The 17,531-nt window shown below is 67.5% G+C and carries 15 protein-coding genes, 1 tRNA gene and 1 pseudogene; 9 read left to right on the forward strand and 8 right to left on the reverse strand.

The window, feature by feature from the left end:
- Window positions 1-39 precede the first annotated feature (39 nt).
- Entirely contained in the window at window positions 40-657 is a 618-nt protein-coding gene (locus tag AB7878_RS08705; protein ID WP_369493984.1) for a TetR/AcrR family transcriptional regulator, read from the reverse strand.
- A gap of 89 nt (window positions 658-746) precedes the next feature.
- On the opposite strand from AB7878_RS08705, the gene AB7878_RS08710 reads away from it, so the two are divergent.
- Window positions 747-2,207, forward strand: a complete 1,461-nt coding sequence (locus AB7878_RS08710; RefSeq protein ID WP_369493985.1) for an efflux transporter outer membrane subunit — start codon at window positions 747-749, stop codon at window positions 2,205-2,207.
- A 225-nt stretch (window positions 2,208-2,432) separates the two neighbouring features.
- Window positions 2,433-2,553, forward strand: a pseudogene (locus AB7878_RS08715) (IS5/IS1182 family transposase); the annotation flags it as partial.
- A 400-nt stretch (window positions 2,554-2,953) separates the two neighbouring features.
- Here the strand turns inward: AB7878_RS08715 and AB7878_RS08720 are convergent.
- Window positions 2,954-3,029, reverse strand: a tRNA-Ile gene (locus tag AB7878_RS08720).
- A gap of 124 nt (window positions 3,030-3,153) precedes the next feature.
- Between AB7878_RS08720 and AB7878_RS08725 the strand changes: the two genes are divergently transcribed.
- Window positions 3,154-3,525: a SnoaL-like domain-containing protein gene (locus AB7878_RS08725; RefSeq protein ID WP_369493986.1), complete on the forward strand. Its 372-nt coding sequence runs from the start codon at window positions 3,154-3,156 to the stop codon at window positions 3,523-3,525.
- Window positions 3,526-3,684: 159 nt separating this feature from the next.
- On the opposite strand, the gene AB7878_RS08730 is transcribed toward AB7878_RS08725, so the two are convergent.
- The 4 genes from AB7878_RS08730 to dtd form a co-directional block, all read right to left on the reverse strand.
- The gene (locus AB7878_RS08730; protein ID WP_369493987.1) at window positions 3,685-4,203 is read right to left on the reverse strand and encodes a VIT1/CCC1 transporter family protein; all 519 of its coding nucleotides are present in this window, start codon (window positions 4,201-4,203) and stop codon (window positions 3,685-3,687) included.
- Between the two features lie 66 nt (window positions 4,204-4,269).
- Window positions 4,270-4,836, reverse strand: a complete 567-nt coding sequence (locus AB7878_RS08735) for a cytochrome b (protein ID WP_369493988.1) — start codon at window positions 4,834-4,836, stop codon at window positions 4,270-4,272.
- 245 nt (window positions 4,837-5,081) lie between these two features.
- Window positions 5,082-6,953, reverse strand: a complete 1,872-nt coding sequence (rpoD, locus tag AB7878_RS08740; protein ID WP_369493989.1) for an RNA polymerase sigma factor RpoD — start codon at window positions 6,951-6,953, stop codon at window positions 5,082-5,084.
- 146 nt (window positions 6,954-7,099) lie between these two features.
- A complete protein-coding gene (gene dtd, locus AB7878_RS08745; RefSeq protein ID WP_369493990.1) occupies window positions 7,100-7,540 on the reverse strand; it encodes a D-aminoacyl-tRNA deacylase in 441 nt (146 codons plus the stop codon).
- Window positions 7,541-7,628: 88 nt separating this feature from the next.
- Between dtd and AB7878_RS08750 the strand changes: the two genes are divergently transcribed.
- The gene (locus AB7878_RS08750; RefSeq protein ID WP_369495745.1) at window positions 7,629-8,525 is read left to right on the forward strand and encodes an LpxL/LpxP family acyltransferase; all 897 of its coding nucleotides are present in this window, start codon (window positions 7,629-7,631) and stop codon (window positions 8,523-8,525) included.
- A 108-nt stretch (window positions 8,526-8,633) separates the two neighbouring features.
- Here AB7878_RS08750 and AB7878_RS08755 read toward each other — a convergent pair whose 3' ends face one another.
- A complete protein-coding gene (locus tag AB7878_RS08755; protein WP_369493991.1) occupies window positions 8,634-12,473 on the reverse strand; it encodes a GH36-type glycosyl hydrolase domain-containing protein in 3,840 nt (1,279 codons plus the stop codon).
- Window positions 12,474-12,583: 110 nt separating this feature from the next.
- Here AB7878_RS08755 and AB7878_RS08760 point away from each other — a divergent pair, with 110 nt between their 5' ends.
- The 5 genes from AB7878_RS08760 (at window position 12,584) to AB7878_RS18540 (ending at window position 15,821) form a co-directional block, all read left to right on the forward strand.
- On the forward strand, window positions 12,584-13,909 hold the full coding sequence (locus tag AB7878_RS08760; protein WP_369493992.1) for a glucoamylase family protein: 1,326 nt from the start codon (window positions 12,584-12,586) through the stop codon (window positions 13,907-13,909).
- Window positions 13,813-14,883: a phosphogluconate dehydrogenase (NAD(+)-dependent, decarboxylating) gene (gnd, locus tag AB7878_RS08765; RefSeq protein ID WP_369493993.1), complete on the forward strand. Its 1,071-nt coding sequence runs from the start codon at window positions 13,813-13,815 to the stop codon at window positions 14,881-14,883. Before AB7878_RS08760 ends, gnd begins: the two co-directional genes overlap by 97 nt.
- A 212-nt stretch (window positions 14,884-15,095) precedes the next feature.
- Complete coding sequence (locus AB7878_RS08770; RefSeq protein ID WP_369493994.1) at window positions 15,096-15,266, forward strand: type II toxin-antitoxin system RelE/ParE family toxin; 171 nt, start codon at window positions 15,096-15,098, stop codon at window positions 15,264-15,266.
- Window positions 15,266-15,559 (forward strand): HigA family addiction module antitoxin, encoded by a 294-nt coding sequence (locus AB7878_RS08775; RefSeq protein ID WP_369493995.1) that lies wholly within the window; start codon window positions 15,266-15,268, stop codon window positions 15,557-15,559. Before AB7878_RS08770 ends, AB7878_RS08775 begins: the two co-directional genes overlap by 1 nt.
- Before the next feature lie 7 nt (window positions 15,560-15,566).
- A complete protein-coding gene (locus AB7878_RS18540) occupies window positions 15,567-15,821 on the forward strand; it encodes a hypothetical protein (RefSeq protein ID WP_492614672.1) in 255 nt (84 codons plus the stop codon).
- Here the strand turns inward: AB7878_RS18540 and AB7878_RS08780 are convergent.
- Window positions 15,736-17,502 (reverse strand): SLC13 family permease, encoded by a 1,767-nt coding sequence (locus tag AB7878_RS08780; RefSeq protein WP_369493996.1) that lies wholly within the window; start codon window positions 17,500-17,502, stop codon window positions 15,736-15,738. The two genes, AB7878_RS18540 and AB7878_RS08780, sit on opposite strands and share 86 nt — an antisense overlap.
- Between the last annotated feature and the right edge of the window lie 29 nt (window positions 17,503-17,531).

Consider the following 17,531-nt stretch of genomic DNA (forward strand, 5'->3'; position numbering starts at 1 on the left):
GACCAATTTAGTCAATAGTCACCAACGACCTTCAGCCAGTCATGGCGCCAGGCTGCGCAGAACCAAGCCGGAAAGCCGCGTTGCGGCCTCGGCAGCGAGGTCGAGACTGTGCTGGAGCAAGAGCGGATTGACGTAGGGCCGCATCACCAGATAGATGGCGTTGGCTGTCTCGTCCAGAGGTGTTTTGCGCTCGAATTCGCCTGAATCACGACCTTCGACGATGATTTCCGTGATGAGCTGCTTGATATGTTCTTCATAGGCCTGCACCGAGGGCCATGGCCCGCTGGCCGCCGCGGCAGCAATGTCGTAGAGCTTGCGGTCGTGGAAAAACAGGTCGCTGCCGGCTTTCACGAGTGCCCGGAACATTCGGCGCAAACGCTCGGATGCAGTGGGAGCATCGGAAATGGCCTCGCCCACTGCCGTCATCATCGTAGTCAGGCAGCCAGAACAGATCACTTCGCCAATCGCCTGTTTGGAACCGAAGAATTTGTAGATGTAGGCCTTGGAAAATCCGATGGCTTTGGCAAGGTCGGAAACGGTTGTCTTCTCGTAGCCGAAATGGCTGAAGTGCTCGGTTGCAGCTTCGACGATCTGGGTGCGGACGTCATGATCCGACGGTCCCCGCTCTTGCGGGACAAAGGAAGGGGCTTTGTTCATGCCAAGAGCTTACCGCGGCGGAGGAATGTTGACAACGAGTGACCATATCGTAATATAGTCACCACTCAACTACCGTCCCGAGGACACTCATGCTTCCCCGCCGTTCTCTCGCCCTTCTACTGTGCGCCAGCGTCATGGCCGGTTGCGCAGTGGGCCCGGATTATCGCCGGCCCGACGCACCGCTTCCGGCTCACTACATCGGGCAAGCAGCGGTTGAACAACAACATGTGGCAAGCACGGCCGACCTCGCGACATGGTGGCAGGGTTTTGACGATCCGCTGCTGTCGCACTTCGTATCGCTGGCCCTTGAGCAGAACCTTGATCTGGCGCAGGCGTCAGCACGTGTCACGCAGGCGCGTGCCGCGCTCGGTGGCGCCGACGCCGCGCTGCTTCCTTCGGGCAGCATCAGTGGATCGGCGGCCCGGGCACATCAATCGATTGAGACCCCGTTGGGGGAAGTACTCAATGCCACACCCAACTATGACCGATGGGGCAACGCCTATGAAGCAGACCTGGGCGCAAGTTGGGAAATAGATGTTTTCGGAGGGCTGCGGCGCGGACGCGAGGCTGCATTGGCGGACTATCAGGCATCGGAAGCGGGCGTCGCTGCCACGCGGCTGGAAGTCACCGCCCAGACTGCGGATATCTACATCGCCGTCCGGGGGCTGCAGACCCGTCTTGAGATTGCCCAGCGGCAAGTGAAGGTCGAGCAGGAGTTACTGGCGAAAGTCAACTTGCTTTACGGCAAGGGCCTCGCCGCCGAATATCAGGTACGGCAAACGGAAGGGGAGCTGGCCCAGGTCCAGGCGACGGTGCCCGTCCTCCAGACCTACCTCGATGCGGCAATGAACGCGCTGGATGTGATGCTGGGGTCGCCTCCGGGTACGCACCGGGCTGAACTTGCGGCAGCCGCGCCGATACCGGCCACGCCGAAGATTGCCTCCCTGGGCTCGCCCGCGGATCTGCTCCAGCGCCGGCCCGACCTGATCGTCGCCGAACGGCATCTCGCTGCGGCCAATGCGAGGATCGGTGAGGCCATCTCCGAGTACTACCCGAAGTTTTCGCTTAGCGGCCTGTTGGGCAGTGCCACAGCGGTTTCCAGCGGCAACCTGTTTACCAGTGGAGCGAACCAAGCAGCGGGTGTGCTGGGCCTGCGCTGGCGCCTGTTCGACTTCGGTCGCATCAATGCGCAGATCAAGGCGGCCAAGGGGCGGGATACGGAAGCCTTGGCTGCGTATCGCCAAGCCGTTCTTCGCGCAACCGAGGATGTCGAGAACAGCTTCTCGGCATTGGTCAACCGCGAGGAACAGGCCGTCACGCTGAGCCAGGGCGAAGCATCGCTGGCCCGGGCGCGCGAATCTTCATCGATTGCGTATCAGAACGGTGCCGCGAGCCTGATCGACGTGCTCCATGCCGACCAGACGCTCCTGCAAACCTCGGATGCGCGAGCGCAGGCGCAAATGGAATCAGCACGCGCAGCGGTCGCAACGTTCAAGGCACTCGGTGGTGGTTGGCAACCGCGCAAATCCGACGTGGTCGCCATCAAGTAGAACTGGCCGGAGGGCCGACTTAAGCCCGGACGTCGAAGGCAAACGAGCTGGACAGTTCACGGTAGGCATCAATCTGCTACAGCACCGCGATTTTCCGCTCTACCATGCCCAACGGAATCGGCTTTTGCGACGAATCGACGAGGCAGCTCCGGCTGACTGACCAGAGTGATCAGCGCCTGGGCGAGCTTAGTGCTCCGCTTCAAAGGTTAGTGCCGCCCACCAGGCCTGCCCAAACGCTGGATCGTTGAGCGTACCTCTGCTTGGCATCGACCGATGCCGTCGGTTCGCCAAGGACGGGGAGCGCACCATCGAAAGCTCGACGGCTTGGGCTTGTATTACTCATATCTGGCGCTTGCGCAATTCCTCAGTTGGGGCACGGCTCCAAACCGAATACAAAAATTTGGCTTCCCAAAAGCGGACGCTCGTCAAGGTCGGTTTTGGGTCGACTGTGGCCTTCTGATGGAGATCCTCCCCCATTGATCGGCACCGGCGGAGTGATCCCGTCCAACCGGAAACTAGGCTATGTTCGGCCCGCACGCGCAGGCGGGTGGCTAGCGTCTTGCAACAAGATCACCAGACCTGGTGATCGTCCTCGCAGGAGCACGTACTGGCCAACCTTTGCTTACATCCACATTTGCGTACTGACCAGTTTCCGTCAAAAACTGTCAACGGCATTACCACTGGAAAGTGTCAAAACTGACACTTATCGGCTGAAAGACCAAAACTGGAAAACTGGCTGCAGAAGATGGTGGGCCCGGAAGGATTCGAACCTTCGACCAAGGGATTATGAGTCCCCTGCACTAACCGCTGTGCTACAGGCCCATGGAGAACGAGCATGGCATGGTAGCGGCAGGGAATGTGGGCGTCGAGACGATCGCGTCTGCTGACAGCACGCTGTCAGCAAATCGGCATAGTCTGTCCGCTCCATCCCTGTGGAGATCCCCCCATGAATACCGAAGCCATGGCGAAGCGATTGGTCGAGCTGTGCCGCAAGGGCGAGTACGAGCAGGCGCAGCGGGAGTTGTACGCACCCGATGCGGTGAGCATCGAGATGCCGGGCGCGCCGGCGGGTGCCCTGGGCGACGCGAAGGGGCTGGAGGCGATCTACGAGAAGGGCCGCCAGTTCGCCGCGATGGTGGAGACGATGCATGGCGGCACCGTCAGCGACCCGCTGGTGACCGGCAACTGGTTCAGCGTGGCGATGTCGATGGACGTGACGTTCAGGGGCCGCGGCCGCACGCAGATGTCGGAGCTGTGCGTGTACCACGTGCACGGCGGCAAGGTGGTGAGCGAGCAGTTCTTCTACGACATGGGCTGAGCACGGGCCGGATGCGGCGACAACCGTTTGCACGGTCGTCGTCGCACCCTTGCACCTCCTGCCCACCGGAGAGGAAGTACATGACCCGCTCCAAGTCAGGATAGGGGCACAGCGGCTTGGCCCTGCGCGTACGGCAACCGCAGCCTCGGCTAGATGACCTTACCAGCCAGCATGCCGACGCCTGCGGTCAACGCCATCGCAAACGCGCCCTATGTCACGACACGCATCGCCGGTTTCAATGCTTTGGCACCGCCGGTCCCGGCGCCGGCGATGCCGAGCAGGACAAGGCGCTGGATCGAACCCGTTGCCACCACCGGTACCAGCCGGGAATCCGGTGCTCCCAGCACCAGCGGCAGCGGAGTGGCGGCGCCGATGGAAAAGGTTGCCGCCGAGGTCGGTGCGGCCTGCGCCGGGCGTGTGGCCGTGCTCGGAAATGCCCAGCTCATCCCGCGCATGGGCGCCGAGAACGCCGTGGGCCTTGAGCTGTTCCGCCACATGCCGCGCCAGCTCCTTCGTCAATCCGCGTGCCACGTAGATCTGGGCCAGCTCCTTGGCTTCCGACTCCGGGGCTTCCGCCACTCGCGGCGCTCGCGCGCCAGGTCGGCATGCTCGGTGTCCGACTACGAGCTCACCAACACCTACTCGCCCGTCGCTATGGACATGGCACCGGCAATCCATCCCGCCAGGCCGGCGAGCAGCACCGCTGAGCGCAGCCCGCCCGGTGCGACTCCCGATGCAGGCGACTCACGTCCCGCTGTCGCCCGTCATCCGCCGCAACACGCCGTCCTTGAGGACGTAGTGATGGACCAGCGCAACCGTGGCATGCAGGCCAGCCAGAATCACGATGGTCCAGCCGACAATGTCGTGAAGGTCGCCGAAGGTGTGCGCCAGCGGTCCGTTCCTGACGGTGGCGAAGCGCAGCGGGAACAGCCCGAAGAACTGGAAGGTTTCGGCCTGCGCCCAGCGCCAGGCGAAACCGAGGATCACCTGGACTGCCAGCAGCAGGTAGAGCAGGTAGTGCATCGCCGTGGCCGCCTTGCCTTGCACCCCCTCGGCAGCCATCGGCAACCGCCTGCCGCGGGTGGCGCGCCACGCCAGCCGCAGCAACAACACCGCAGCGAGCACGATGCCCAGCGAGATGTGCAGGGAATGCATCTGCGTGCGCGTGGCGCGGGGCAGAAAGTCCCAGAGCATGGCCAGCGCAAAAAGCACGAGCACCAGCAGCGCGGTGAGCCAGTGCAGGACGATGGTAGTGCGGTCGTAGCGGATCGCCGCAGCTCGCGCGGCAACGGTGGATGACGTCTGCATCATGGGCCTGCGCGCTCGTTGGTTCACTGGCACAACTGGTCTTGCGGCGTCCGGGGCAGGTACGGCAAAACCGGTCCGGTGATGCCGGCAAGCCGCCGGCAGACCGCAAGGCCGGGCGGAGCACACATGCTAGCTGCGGAAACTGTGGCATTTCTGAGCCGCAAGCGCCGCGTCTCGGAGCGGAATCGGCAGCCGCATGCGACAACGGCCGCTTGCGCGGCCGTTGAAGGCTATGTTGCGGGTAACTGTCAATCCACGTCGAGGAACGAGCGCAGCTGCTCGGAGCGGCTGGGGTGGCGCAGCTTGCGCAGCGCCTTGGCCTCGATCTGGCGGATGCGCTCGCGGGTGACGTCGAACTGCTTGCCGACCTCTTCCAGGGTATGGTCGGTGTTCATGTCGATGCCGAAGCGCATGCGCAGCACCTTGGCCTCGCGCGGGGTGAGGCCGGCGAGCACGTCGCGCACGGTTTCCATCAGGCCGGTCTCGGTGGCCGAGTCGATCGGCGAGGAGGCGTTGCTGTCCTCGATGAAGTCGCCGAGGTGGGAATCCTCGTCGTCGCCGATCGGGGTTTCCATGGAGATCGGTTCCTTCGCGATCTTCAGCACCTTGCGGATCTTGTCCTCGGGCATGTCCATTTCCTTGGCCAGCTCCTCCGGCGTGGCCTCGCGGCCGTACTGCTGGAGCATCTGGCGGGAAATGCGGTTCAACTTGTTGATCGTCTCGATCATGTGCACCGGAATGCGGATGGTGCGCGCCTGGTCGGCGATCGAGCGGGTGATCGCCTGGCGGATCCACCACGTCGCGTAGGTCGAGAACTTGTAGCCGCGGCGGTATTCGAACTTGTCCACCGCCTTCATCAGGCCGATGTTGCCTTCCTGGATCAGGTCGAGGAACTGCAGGCCGCGGTTGGTGTACTTCTTGGCGATCGAGATCACCAGGCGCAGGTTCGCCTCCACCATTTCCTTCTTGGCGCGGCGGGCCTTGGCCTCGCCACTGGCCATGGCGCGGTTGATTTCCTTGATGTCGGTGAGCGGCAGGAACAGCTTCTGCTCGATCGCGGCCAGCTTCTCCTGCTCGGCGTCGATCGACTCGCGGTGGGTCTTGACGTTGGGCGACCACTTCTGGCGCTTGCGGCCCAGCTCGGCGGCCCACTCGACGTTGCCCTCGTTGCTGGGGAAGGCCTTCAGGAACTCGGCCTTGGGCATCTTCACGTGCTTGACGAAGATCTCCATCAGCACGCGCTCGTGATGGCGGATGTCGCCCACCACCTCGCGCAGCTTGCGCACGAAGCCGTCGATCAGCGCGCTGGGCAGCTTGAGCTTGAGGAACTCCTCGGCCATCTGGTCGCGCAGCTTGACGATCTTCTTGTCGGTGATGCTGGTGGCCTTGGGAGCCGCCTTCTGGAACTTGGCGTAATGGTCGCGCAGCAGCTCCATGCGGCGCTTGACCTCCTCCGGATCGGGGCCGCTGGCCACGGCCTCCTCCTCCTCGGAATCGGCCTCCTCGTCTTCCTCGTCGCCTTCGCTCTCCTCGCCGTTCTCGGCGGCGGCGGCCGCGGCTTCCTCGGCCTCGATGCGCGCGGCGTCGGCGGCGGCTTCCAGGTCGAGGAAGCCGGCGAGGATCTCGGACAGGCGACGCTTGCCGTCCAGGTGCTGGTCGTACTCCTCCAGCAGCAGCTCGATGGTCAGCGGGAAGCTGGCCAGCGCCTGCTGCACCTGGGCCAGGCCTTCCTCGATGCGCTTGGCGATGGCGATCTCGCCCTCGCGGGTGAGCAGCTCGACCGTGCCCATCTCGCGCATGTACATGCGCACCGGGTCGGTGGTGCGGCCCACCTCGGCGTCCACGGCGGAAAGCAGGGCGACGGCTTCCTCGGCGGCGGCCTCGTCGTCGCCGGTCGCGCCGGGCGCGTTGTCGGCCAGCGGGTCGGCGTCCGGCGCGGCATCGTGCACCTCGATGCCGACGCCCTTGAGCACCGCCATGATGTCCTCGATCTGCTCCGCGTCGACGATGTCGTCGGGCAGGTGATCGTTGATCTCGGCGTAGGTGAGGTAACCCTGCTCCAGACCCTTGGCGATGAGCGCCTTGATTTCGGACTGTTGCTCGTGGACTTTGTTGTTCATTCACCGACCGCCGCAGGGTTCAAGAACCGGACATTATAGCGATGTGTTGCTTTTTTGACCAGTTTTCAAGGTGGAAATTTCGCCGGAACTGACAGCAAAAATCGCGCCAGATCGCGGGTTTGCATGACAACTCCCGCGCCGGATGTTCAGCCGGTATCAAGCCGGAACGTCACCGGCCCGTCGTTGACCAGACTCACCACCATATGGGCACCGAAGCGCCCGGTTTCCACTGCCGGATGCGCGGCGCAGGCCAGCTCCAGCAGCCGCTCGAACCAGCGCCGGCCGTGCTCGGGCGGCGCCGCGCCGGTGAAGCTGGGGCGCATGCCGGAACGGGTGTCGGCGGCCAGCGTGAACTGGCTCACCAGCAGCAGGCCGCCGCCGGTGTCGGCGAGCGAGCGGTTCATCTTGCCGGCGGCGTCGGCGAACACCCGGTAGCCGAGCAGGCGTTCCAGCATGCGCCGCGCCTGCGGCTCGCCGTCGTGCGGTTCCACCGCCACCAGGGCCAGCAGGCCGGGACCGATCGCTCCCACGGTTTCGCCTGCGACCTCGACACGGGCGGAGAGCACACGCTGGATCAAGGCGATCATGGCGACTCGGCGGGAGGCGAAGTGCGCAGCATAAGCGCGCCGCGCGGCCGGTGGAAGGTGGTCGATGACGATCCCGTACACTGCGCCGATGCGTGTCGACATCTACCTCCTTTACCTGCTGCTGCGCCTGCTCGCCCTGCTGCCGCTGCGCACGCTGCAGGCCGCCGGCGCGCTGCTGGGCCGCCTCGCGCTGTGGCGGCGCACCCGCACCGCGCACCACGTGGCGGTGAACCTGGCGATCGCCCGGCCCGGGCTGGACGCGGCTTCACGCGCCGCACTGCTGCGCGAGGCGCTGGCCGAGAGCGGCAAGTCGGCCACCGAGATCGTGAAGATCTGGGGCGGCGGCGCCGAACGCGCGCTGCAGCTGGTGCGCGAGGTGCGCGGCGAGGCGCTGTTCGACGCCGCGCTGGCCGCCGGCAAGGGCGTGATCGTCGCCGCGCCGCACCTGGGCTGCTGGGAACTGCTGAACTACTGGCTGTGCCGCAAGACGCCGATGGCGATCCTGTACCGCCCGCCGCGCATCGCCGCGGTGGAAGGCCTGCTGCGCAAGGTGCGCGGCGCGCTGGCGCCGGAGCAGGTGCGCGCCGAGGGCGCCGGCGTGCGCACGCTGTACAAGCGGCTCGCTGCGGGCGGCACGGTGGGCATCCTGCCCGACCAGAAGCCGCGCGCCGGCGAGGGCGAGTTCGCGCCGTTCTTCGGCCGCGACGCCCTGACCATGGTGCTGCTGCCGCGCCTCGCCGCGCGCACCGGCGCCGCCGTGCTGTACGCCTTCGCCGAACGCCTGCCGCAGGGTGCCGGCTACCGCATCCACATCCTGCCCGCGCCGGATGGCTTGGCCGACGCCGATCTCGGCGTGGCCTGCACCGCGCTCAATCGCGGCGTGGAAGCCTGCGTGGACCTCGCGTTTTCCCAGTACCAGTGGCAGTACAAGCGCTGGTCGGCGCACGACCGTCCCAGCCCGTACGACACGCAGAACCACGCGTAGGCGGGCTGATACCGGCCTGTATCCGTGGCATCGCTGTAGGAGCGCACCCTGTGCGCGAATGTTTTTGTTCCGATCAGCGCCAAAGCATTTCGCGCACAGGGTGCGCTCCTACAGTTGACCCAGCACCACGCGCACGAGGTGGTCTCCGCCGTCGTCGAGCAGCGCGACGGGCTCGCCTGCGGGCAGCGGCTGGCCATCCAGCTCCAGTGTCGTCACGCCACGGCAGACGCCATGCGGGTTTTCCACGCGGATCGTGTAGCGGGTGCGGCCGCGGTGCCGGTAATCGAGGTCGAAGCCGGGCCACGCCTTCGGTATGCACGGGTCGATGCCCAACGCGTCGCCCTGCTTGCGGAAGCCAAGAATGGCTTCCAGCCCCGCGCGGTACAGCCAGGCAGCCGAACCGGTGTACCAGGTCCAGCCGCCGCGGCCGGCCAGGTCGCCCACCGAGTACACGTCGGCGCAGGAGACGTAGGGCTCGACCTTGTAGCGCGCCACCGCGTCGGCATCGTCGCTGTGGCGGATCGGGTTGAAGAACCCGAACAGCTCGTCCGCGCGGTCGCCGTCGCCCAGTGCGGCCCAGGCGAAGATCGACCACACCGCGCCGTGGGTGTACTGGCCGCCGTTCTCCCGCACGCCGGGCGGATAGCCCTTGATGTAGCCGGGATTCTCCGCACTGCCCTGGTCGAACGGCGGCGTGAACAGGCGTGAGAGCCGATGTTCGTGATCCACCAGCTCGCGCTCGTTCGAGGCCATCGCCTGCGCCGCGTGCGCGGCATCGGCGGCACCGGCCAGCACGCTCCACGACTGCGCGATGGTGTCGATGCGGCAGGCGTCACTGGTGTGCGTGCCCAACGGTGCGCCGTCGTCGTAATAGCCGCGGCGATACCAGGCACCATCCCAGGCCTGTTCCAGTGCCGCTCGCATCGCCGCGGCGTAGTCGCGCCAGGCCCTCGCGCGGACGATCTCGCCGCGGCTTTCGGCCAGGGGCGCATAGGCCTCGATCGTGCGTATCAGGAACCAGCCCATCCAGCTGCTTTCGCCGCGGCCACCCGCACCCACGGCGTTCATGCCGTCGTTCCAGTCGCCGGTGCCCATCAGCGGCAGGCCGTGCGCGCCGCGGGTGAGCGCGGAGTCCAGCGCGCGGGCGCAATGCTCGTGCAGGCTGGCCTTGTCGTTCGAGCTGCCGGGCTGGAAATAGGCGTCGGTGGCGCCATCGGGAATCGCCTGCCCGGCGAGGAAGGGCAAGGCCTCATCCAGTACCGCCACGTCGCCGCTGACCTCGACGTAGTGCGCGGCGACGTGCGCCAGCCACACGCGGTCGTCGCTGATGCGGGTACGTATGCCCTGCCCGTCCGGCGGCAGCCACCAGTGCTGCACGTCGCCCTCGGCGAACTGGCGGCCGGCCGCACGCAGCAGGTGTTCGCGCGCAAGGTCGGGACGGCTCACGCACAACGCCATCACGTCCTGCAGCTGGTCGCGGAAACCCCAGGCGCCGCTGGCCTGGTAGTAGGCGGTGCGCGCCCACAGGCGGCAGCCGGCGACCTGGTAGAGCAGCCAGTCGTTGAGCATCAGGTCCAGCGCGCGGTCGGGCGTGCGCACCTGCACCGCGTCGAGCAGGCCGTTCCACTGCGCGGCGATCGCAGCCAGCACGGCGTCGATATCGATCGCGCGGTACTTCGCCACCAGCGCCTGCGCACCGGCCTCGTCGGCGGCATCACCCAGCAGCCAGCGCAGTTCGAGCTCGGTGTGCGGCGGCAGCTCGATGCGCAGCTGCAGCGCGCCGCAAGGGTCGAGCCCCGCGCCGAAGCGGCCGGGCAGCGGCGCATCGTCATGCAACGCCGCCGGACGATCCGGCGCGCCCAGCGGGCCGAGGAAGGCCGCGCGGTCGCCACTCATCGACTGCTGGGCACCTTCGAGGTCGGCGAAGGCCACGCGCTCGCCGAAATCCGGCCGCCAGTGGTTGCGCGCGAACAACGCACCGGTGCGCAGGTCGCGCGCCGTCTGCACGAAGGGCGCGGGCACGGAACCGTTCGGGCCCAGCGCCCATTCCACGTAGGCGGTGAGCGAGAGCTGCCGCGTGCGTGCGGAGCGATTGGCCAGGCGCAGCCGCGCGAGCTTCAGCGAGTCGTCCACCGGCACGCATTGCACGAGCTCCAGCGCGATGCCGTGGGCATCGGTCTCGAAGCGGCTCCAGCCCTTGCCGTGGGTGGTGGCGTAGTTCGCGCCGGCCACGCGGATCGGGGCCGCGGTAGCACTCCACAGCGCACCGTTGTCCGCATCGCGCAGGTACAGCACCTCGTGCGGGCAGTCGCTCACCGGATCGTTCGGCCAAGGCGTCAGCGGGTTCTGCTGGCTGTTGATCGACCATGCGTAGCCGCCGCCCTCGGCCGAGACGAGGAAGCCGAAGTTCGGGTTCGCGATCACGTTCACCCAGGGCTGCGGCGTGCAGCGGCCCTCGGTGAGTTCGATGCGATAGGCACGACCCTGCTCGACGAAGCCGCCGATGCCGCTGGGGAATTCCGGCGATGCGGCGGCCGCGGCAAGCTCGCGCGCCTGCGCGGTGGCGCGCAATGGCGGCGCGGGTGTCGATGCCGCGCTTGCCGCGGCCGGCCGCGCTGCGGTTTCACCGTCCAACACCAGCCGCGCCACGCAGGCCAGGCCGTCGCGCAGTTCGTCGCCGATCGCGCCTTCCTGCAGCGCGAACAGCTCGGCCTTGGGCAAGGTCTCGTCGGCTTTCAGTTGCGCCTGCCGTGCCTGCACCAGCGCAGCGAGCGCCGTCTGCGCCGCGGCACCGCCCGCATCGAGCAGCACCACGTCCACCGCGCAACGTTGCGCGTGCCACAGTTGCTGCGCACGCAGCAGCTCCTGCACGCGCGGCAGATCGCCTTCGCCGTGCAGGCTCAGCAGCGCGATCGGACGATCGCCGGAAATGCCTGCGGCCCACAGCGTGGGCGCGCCACCGCGGCCTTGCGCGATGGCCTCCGGTGCGGCGCGTTGCGCGGCATCGCTGACCAGCAGCGCATCCAGCCAGTGCGCGGCGCGGTCGGCCTCCGCATCGTCGATGCCGAACTCGCGCAAGCGTGCCTGCGCCTGCTGCGCGGCGCCGTCGAACAGCCGCGCGGCGGCACCCGCATCACCCGCCTGCGCGGCGAGCGCCAGCACGCCGTCGCGGCTGTCGGCCAGCCGCGTCCACAGCAGCACGGTGACTTCGCTGTCCGGCGCCAGCGTGAAATGACGGCGCTGCGCGAACACCGGGTCGAGCACGCAGCCCGAGCCGCCGCCCAACGCGGCGCCTGCCTGCAGTGCCTGCGCATGGCGCAGCGCGCGGCCGCGGCCGAGGAAGGCCATACGGTCGGTCTCGACCTCGGACGCGGCGGTTTCGGCCGTACCGACGACACGCAACGCCTGTGCGGCCCAGATCGTGGCCTCGTCGTTCGAACGCTTGCGGCGCGTGCCCAGCAGCAGGCCGCTTGCGGCATCCCATTCGGTGCGCACGAACATCTTGGAGAACGCGGGATGCGCGTCGTCCGCGCCCGCCGGACCCAGCACCAGTTCGGCGCAGCTGGTGATCGAGAGACGCCGCACGCGGTCGCCGTGGTTGCTCAACGTGAGCCGGCGCAGCTCCACGTCCGCATCGGCGGCCACCGCCACCTCCAGCGTGCTGTGCAGGCTGTGGTGGCGGCGCCGGAACGTGGCGCGGCCGGGCTCGAACTGCACGGCGTCGTCGGGTGCGTCGTGACCGAACGGTTGCCGCGTGGGCGACCGCACTTCGCCGCTGTCCTCGTCGCGCAGCAGCAGCCAGCTGCCCCAGCCGTCGACCACCGGATCCTCGCGCCAACGCGTCACCGCGAGGTCGCGCCAGCGGCTGAAGCCCGTGCCATGACGGTCGAGCATCACGGTGCTGCGACCGTTGGAAAGCAGGCAGTGTCGCGGCGTGGCGGCGATCATCGGCGGAGTTTCATGCGGGGAAGCGTCGAGCATGCGGGGCCGTACGCATTCACGGCGTCAATGCAGCGCGGGCGGCACGCTGGCTGGCGAACATTCCGCCACGTCCGCGCATGCCCACCATCACTTCGCATCCTCCGCTGGAATCCGGCCCGCAGCTGCAGCATCTGCAGAACAAGGCCTGGGCGTATTTCCAGTACGAGACGAATCCGCACAACGGCCTGGTGGCGGACAAGACCGCGCCCGACTGGCCCGCCAGCATCGCCGCCACCGGCATGGCGCTCAGCGCGTATCCGGTGGCGGTGGAGCGCGGCCTGCTGGCCGAGCGCAGCGCGATCGCACGCACCCTGGCCACGCTGCGCTTCTTCCGCGACAGCGTGCAGGGCGAGGCACCCGACGCCACGGGGTATCGCGGCTTCTACTACCACTTCCTCGACATGCAGAGCGGCAAGCGCGCATGGCAATGCGAGCTATCCACCGTGGACAGCGCCTTCCTGTTCGCCGGCATGCTCACCGCGGCGGCGTACTTCCGCGCCGACACGCCGGAGCAGCGCGAGATCCGCGAACTGGCCGACCTGCTCTACCGCCGCGCCGACTGGGCCTGGGCGCAAGCCGCGGACGGCACCATCGGCCACGGCTGGCACCCGGAGAGCGGTTTCATCCCGCACCAGTGGCAGGGCTACGACGAAGGCCTGCTGCTGTATACGCTGGCGCTGGGCTCGCCCACGCACGCGCTGCCGCCCGCCGCGTTCGCGGCCTGGGCCTCCACCTACGAGTGGAAGCACGCCTACGACCTCGACTACCTCTACTGCGGGCCGCTGTTCACCCACCAGCTGTCGCACGTGTGGATCGACTTCCGCGGCATCCGGGACGCCTTCATGCGCGGCAAGGGCATCGACTACTTCGAGAACAGCCGGCGCGCCAGCCTGGTGCAGCAGCGCTACGCGGTCGACAACCCGCTGGGCTTCAAGGGCTACGGCGCGGAGTGCTGGGGCATCACCGCCAGCGACGGTCCCGGCGAAACCACCCGCACCGTCGATGGCGTCGCACGCCAGTTCTACGGCTACGTGGGTCGCGGCGCGCCGTGGGGCATCGACGACGGCACGCTGTCGCCATGGGCGGTGGTGGCCTCGCTGCCGTTCGCACCCGAGATCGTGCTACCCACGCTGCACTACTTCATCCACACGCTGGCGCTGCACGACAAGCACCCCTACGGCTTCGAGGCCAGCTTCAACCCCAGCTGGGGCGGCGACGCGGCCTGCGGCTGGGTCTCGCCGTACTTCTTCGGCATCAACACCGGGCCGATCCTGCTGATGGTCGAGAACCAGCGCAGCGGCCTGCTGTGGAAGCTCTTGCGCAGCTGCCGGTATATCGTGGACGGCCTGCGCGCCGCCGGCTTCAGCGGCGGCTGGCTGGACGCGCAGGGCAAGCGATCCTGAAATCCCGCGGTGGGCGCGCACAACGCGCCGCCGCATCCCTTCAATACACGTGGAGCAAGGCGATGGAACTGGGCATGGTCGGGCTGGGCAAGATGGGCGCCTACATGGCGGAGCGGCTGGTGCAAGGCGGCCACAAGGTTACCGGCTACGACCCCAGCGCCGACGCGCGCCAGGCGGTGGCGGCCAAGGGCATTGGCGGCGCCGACTCGCTGGCGGCGCTGGTCAAGGCGCTGCCCGCGCCGCGCGTGCTGTGGCTGATGGTGCCCGCGGGCAAGATCACCGACGACACCGTCAACGCGCTGCTGCCGCTGCTAGCCAAGGGCGACACCGTGATCGACGGCGGCAATTCCAACTACAAGGACACGCTGCGCCGCGCCGCACTGTACGCCGAACACGGCCTCGGCTACGTGGACTCCGGCACCAGCGGCGGCATCTGGGGCCTCAAGGAGGGCTACAGCATGATGGTGGGCGGCGACGAAAAAACCGTCGCGGCGCTCAAGCCCATCTTCGAGACGCTGGCGCCCGCCGCGGACCAGGGCTGGGGCCGCGTCGGCCCGGTGGGTTCCGGCCACTTCACCAAGATGGTCCACAACGGCATCGAATACGGCCTGATGCAGGCCTACGCCGAAGGCTTCTCCATCCTCGCGCACAAGAAGGAATTCGGCCTCGACCTGCACCAGGTCGGCGAGATCTGGCGCTACGGCAGCGTGGTGCGCTCCTGGCTGCTCGACCTCACCACCGACGCGCTGGGCAAGAATCCCTCGATGGACGGCATCGCGCCCTACGTGGTCGATTCCGGCGAAGGCCGCTGGACCGTGGACGAGGCGATCGACCTCGACGTGCCCGCCCCCATCATCACCGCCTCGCTGATCGAACGCCTGCGCTCGCGCGACACCGAATCGTTCTCCGACAAGCTGCTCTCGGCGATGCGCAACGAGTTCGGCGGGCATGCGATCAAGAGCGAGGCGAAGTAGGTCGTCCACCCTGCCTCGTCTTTGCGCTGCCTGCGGGCTCGTTTGACGTGCCCGGGCACAACGTCGCCTTGTTGCGTGATACGCAACATGCTACGGTGTCGGCATGATCGAGTCCTTTCGACACAAGGGGCTGCGTCGTCTCTTCGAGACAGGGAACGCATCCGGTGTCCAGGCAAGCCACGCCAAACGGCTGCGCTTGCAACTCTGTGGCCTTGGACACCGCCAAGGCCATCGAGGACATGGATATTCCCGGTTTCCGGCTCCACCCGCTGAAAGGCTCCATGAAGGGCCGCTGGTCGATCAACGTCAACGGCAACTGGCGTATCACCTTCGAGTTCAGGGAAGGCAACGCCTACGTGCTGGACTACGAGGACTACCACTGATGAACATGCACAACCCGCCTCACCCCGGTGAGTTCATCACCGGCGTCTACCTTGAGCCCAACGACATCAGCGGCCGCGAACTCGCCGAAAAGCTCGGTGTTGCACCGTCCACGCTGAGTCGTGTCCTCAACGGTTCCAGCCGTCTTACTCCCGAAATGGCGCTGCGCCTTTCCAAGGCGCTCGGCCGCAGCCCGGAGAGCTGGCTGGCCATGCAGGGCATGCACGATCTGTGGCTCGCGCGCCAGCACGTCGACCTGCAAGGCGTCGGCAAACTCAAGCTGGCTGCAGCCTGAGAGCACCATGGACACCATCGCGACGCCCGCGCAACCCGATCCTGAAGGAACACTCGAGGTCTCGCGATCGATCGCCCGAGGTGAGGTCATCCCGGGAGAAGTCGTTCATGCCTGGCTGGCGTCATGGGGCACAACCAACGAATTGCCGCCGCCAGTGGCGCCTGACCCCCGCAAGCTCAGGGATAAAACGGCCAGAACTTCGGGATCAGCCACATCGACAGCGCGCAGAACAGCGCGATCAGCGGGATGCCCACCTTCATGAAGTCGGTGAAGCGGTAGCCGCCGGCGTAATACACCATGGTGTTGGTGGGATAACCGACGGGTGTGGCGAACGAGGTGGCGGCGGCGAAGGCCACGGCCACCACGAACGGGCGCGGGTCGGCGTGCACGGCGTGCGCCACGCTGGCGGCGATGCCGACCATCAGCACCACCGAGGGGTTGTGGCCCATCAGCTCGGTGAGCAGGGCGGTAAGCAGGTACACCATCACGAGCGCGGCCAGCGGGCCGTGGTTGCCGATCAGGCTGAGGCCCGCCTGCACCACTTCCTGCGACAGGCCGGTCTTCTCGATCGCGGTGCCCAGCGGCAGGATCGCGCCGAGCAGGATGATGATCTTCCAGTCCATGCCCTCGTAGACGTCCTTGCGGCCGAAGCAGCCGGTGAGCGCCATCGCCGCCGCGCCGCAGATCGCCGCCACCGGGATCGGCAGCCAGCGCAGGCCGGAGACCACCACCACGCCGGCCATGATCGCCGCGGCCACGATCGCCTTGCGCGACATGCGCCGCGCGTCGTCGCGCTCGCTGAGCACGATGAAGGCGTCGTCGCCGCGCAGCTGCGGCATGCTGCCCTCGTCGACCAGCACCAGCAGCACGTCGCCCACCGCGAGGCTGACGTCGCTGAGCTTGTCGCGCAGCACCTGGCCGCGGCGGTGGATCGCCAGCACCACCGCGTCGGGGCGGCGGCCGAGATCGGTCTCGGCCAGCCGGCGGCCTTCGGCGAGGCTGGCCGGCGCCACCATGATCTCGGCCAGCACGCGCGGATGGTCGGGGTCGCGCACGTAGCGGCTTTCCGGCACGTTGTGCAGGTGGGCGCGACGCTGGAACTCCTCGATCTTCTCCCAGTCGCCGCGCACCAGCAGCACGTCGCCTTCCTCCATCTGCTGCGAGCGCGGCGACCACATGCGCCGCTCGCCGCGCAGCAGCTCCAGCGGATACACGCCGTAGCGCTCGCCCAGTTGCGCCTCGCCGATGCTCTTGCCCAGCAGCGGCGAAGACGCGGTGAGCGCGAGCTCGGTGACGTACTTGCCGATCTCCACCTCCTCGATCTCGTCGGCGTCGATGTGGCGCGGCAGCAGCCAGCGCCCCACCAGCATCAGGTAAAGCATGCCGGCCACCGCCAGCAGCGCGCCCATGCCGGTGAACTCGAACACACCGAAGGCGGGCAGGCCATGCTGCTGCGCCAGCGAATCGGCGAGCAGGTTGGAGGAGGTGCCGATCAGGGTGCACACGCCGCCCATCTGCGCGGCATAGGCCATCGGCATCAGCACCCGCGCCGGCGAGGTGCCGGTGCGCTGGCACACGCGCAGCGCCAGCGGCAGGAAGGTGGCGACCAGCGCGATGTTCTTCACGAACGCGCCCATCGGCGCGATCGCCAGCATCAGGGCCAGCGTGAGCAGCCACGGCTTGCGGATGCGCATCAACAGCCGGCTCAGCGGCTCCAGCACGCCCGAGCGCTCGATGCCGATGGAAAGCGCGAACATCGCCGCCACCGTCACCGTGGCCTCGTTGCTGAAGCCGGACAGCGCCTCGCTGGGGCTGACGATGCCCAGCACCACCAGCGCGGCCAGCACCAGCAGCGCCACCAGGTCGATGCGCAGCTTCTCGCTGGCGAACAGCGCCATCGCCACCGCGATCACGGCGACCACCGCCCAGGCCTGCCAGCTCATGCGGCGGCTCCGGCTGGCGCGGTCGGCGA

Source organism: Rhodanobacter humi (genome assembly GCF_041107455.1).
Lineage (GTDB): Bacteria > Pseudomonadota > Gammaproteobacteria > Xanthomonadales > Rhodanobacteraceae > Rhodanobacter_A.

What these genes read in the sequence shown, in the direction of transcription:
- dtd (WP_369493990.1), bottom strand. Translation starts at nt 7,540, where the DNA reads ATGATCGCCTTGATCCAGCGTGTGCTCTCCGCCCGTGTCGAGGTCGCA.
- AB7878_RS08775 (WP_369493995.1), top strand. Translation starts at nt 15,266, where the DNA reads ATGAACATGCACAACCCGCCTCACCCCGGTGAGTTCATCACCGGCGTC.
- AB7878_RS18540 (WP_492614672.1), top strand. Translation starts at nt 15,567, where the DNA reads ATGGACACCATCGCGACGCCCGCGCAACCCGATCCTGAAGGAACACTC.
- AB7878_RS08735 (WP_369493988.1), bottom strand. Translation starts at nt 4,836, where the DNA reads ATGATGCAGACGTCATCCACCGTTGCCGCGCGAGCTGCGGCGATCCGC.
- AB7878_RS08750 (WP_369495745.1), top strand. Translation starts at nt 7,629, where the DNA reads ATGCGTGTCGACATCTACCTCCTTTACCTGCTGCTGCGCCTGCTCGCC.
- AB7878_RS08710 (WP_369493985.1), top strand. Translation starts at nt 747, where the DNA reads ATGCTTCCCCGCCGTTCTCTCGCCCTTCTACTGTGCGCCAGCGTCATG.
- rpoD (WP_369493989.1), bottom strand. Translation starts at nt 6,953, where the DNA reads ATGAACAACAAAGTCCACGAGCAACAGTCCGAAATCAAGGCGCTCATC.
- AB7878_RS08780 (WP_369493996.1), bottom strand. Translation starts at nt 17,502, where the DNA reads ATGAGCTGGCAGGCCTGGGCGGTGGTCGCCGTGATCGCGGTGGCGATG.
- AB7878_RS08725 (WP_369493986.1), top strand. Translation starts at nt 3,154, where the DNA reads ATGAATACCGAAGCCATGGCGAAGCGATTGGTCGAGCTGTGCCGCAAG.
- AB7878_RS08755 (WP_369493991.1), bottom strand. Translation starts at nt 12,473, where the DNA reads ATGATCGCCGCCACGCCGCGACACTGCCTGCTTTCCAACGGTCGCAGC.
- AB7878_RS08705 (WP_369493984.1), bottom strand. Translation starts at nt 657, where the DNA reads ATGAACAAAGCCCCTTCCTTTGTCCCGCAAGAGCGGGGACCGTCGGAT.
- AB7878_RS08730 (WP_369493987.1), bottom strand. Translation starts at nt 4,203, where the DNA reads ATGGATTGCCGGTGCCATGTCCATAGCGACGGGCGAGTAGGTGTTGGT.
- AB7878_RS08760 (WP_369493992.1), top strand. Translation starts at nt 12,584, where the DNA reads ATGCCCACCATCACTTCGCATCCTCCGCTGGAATCCGGCCCGCAGCTG.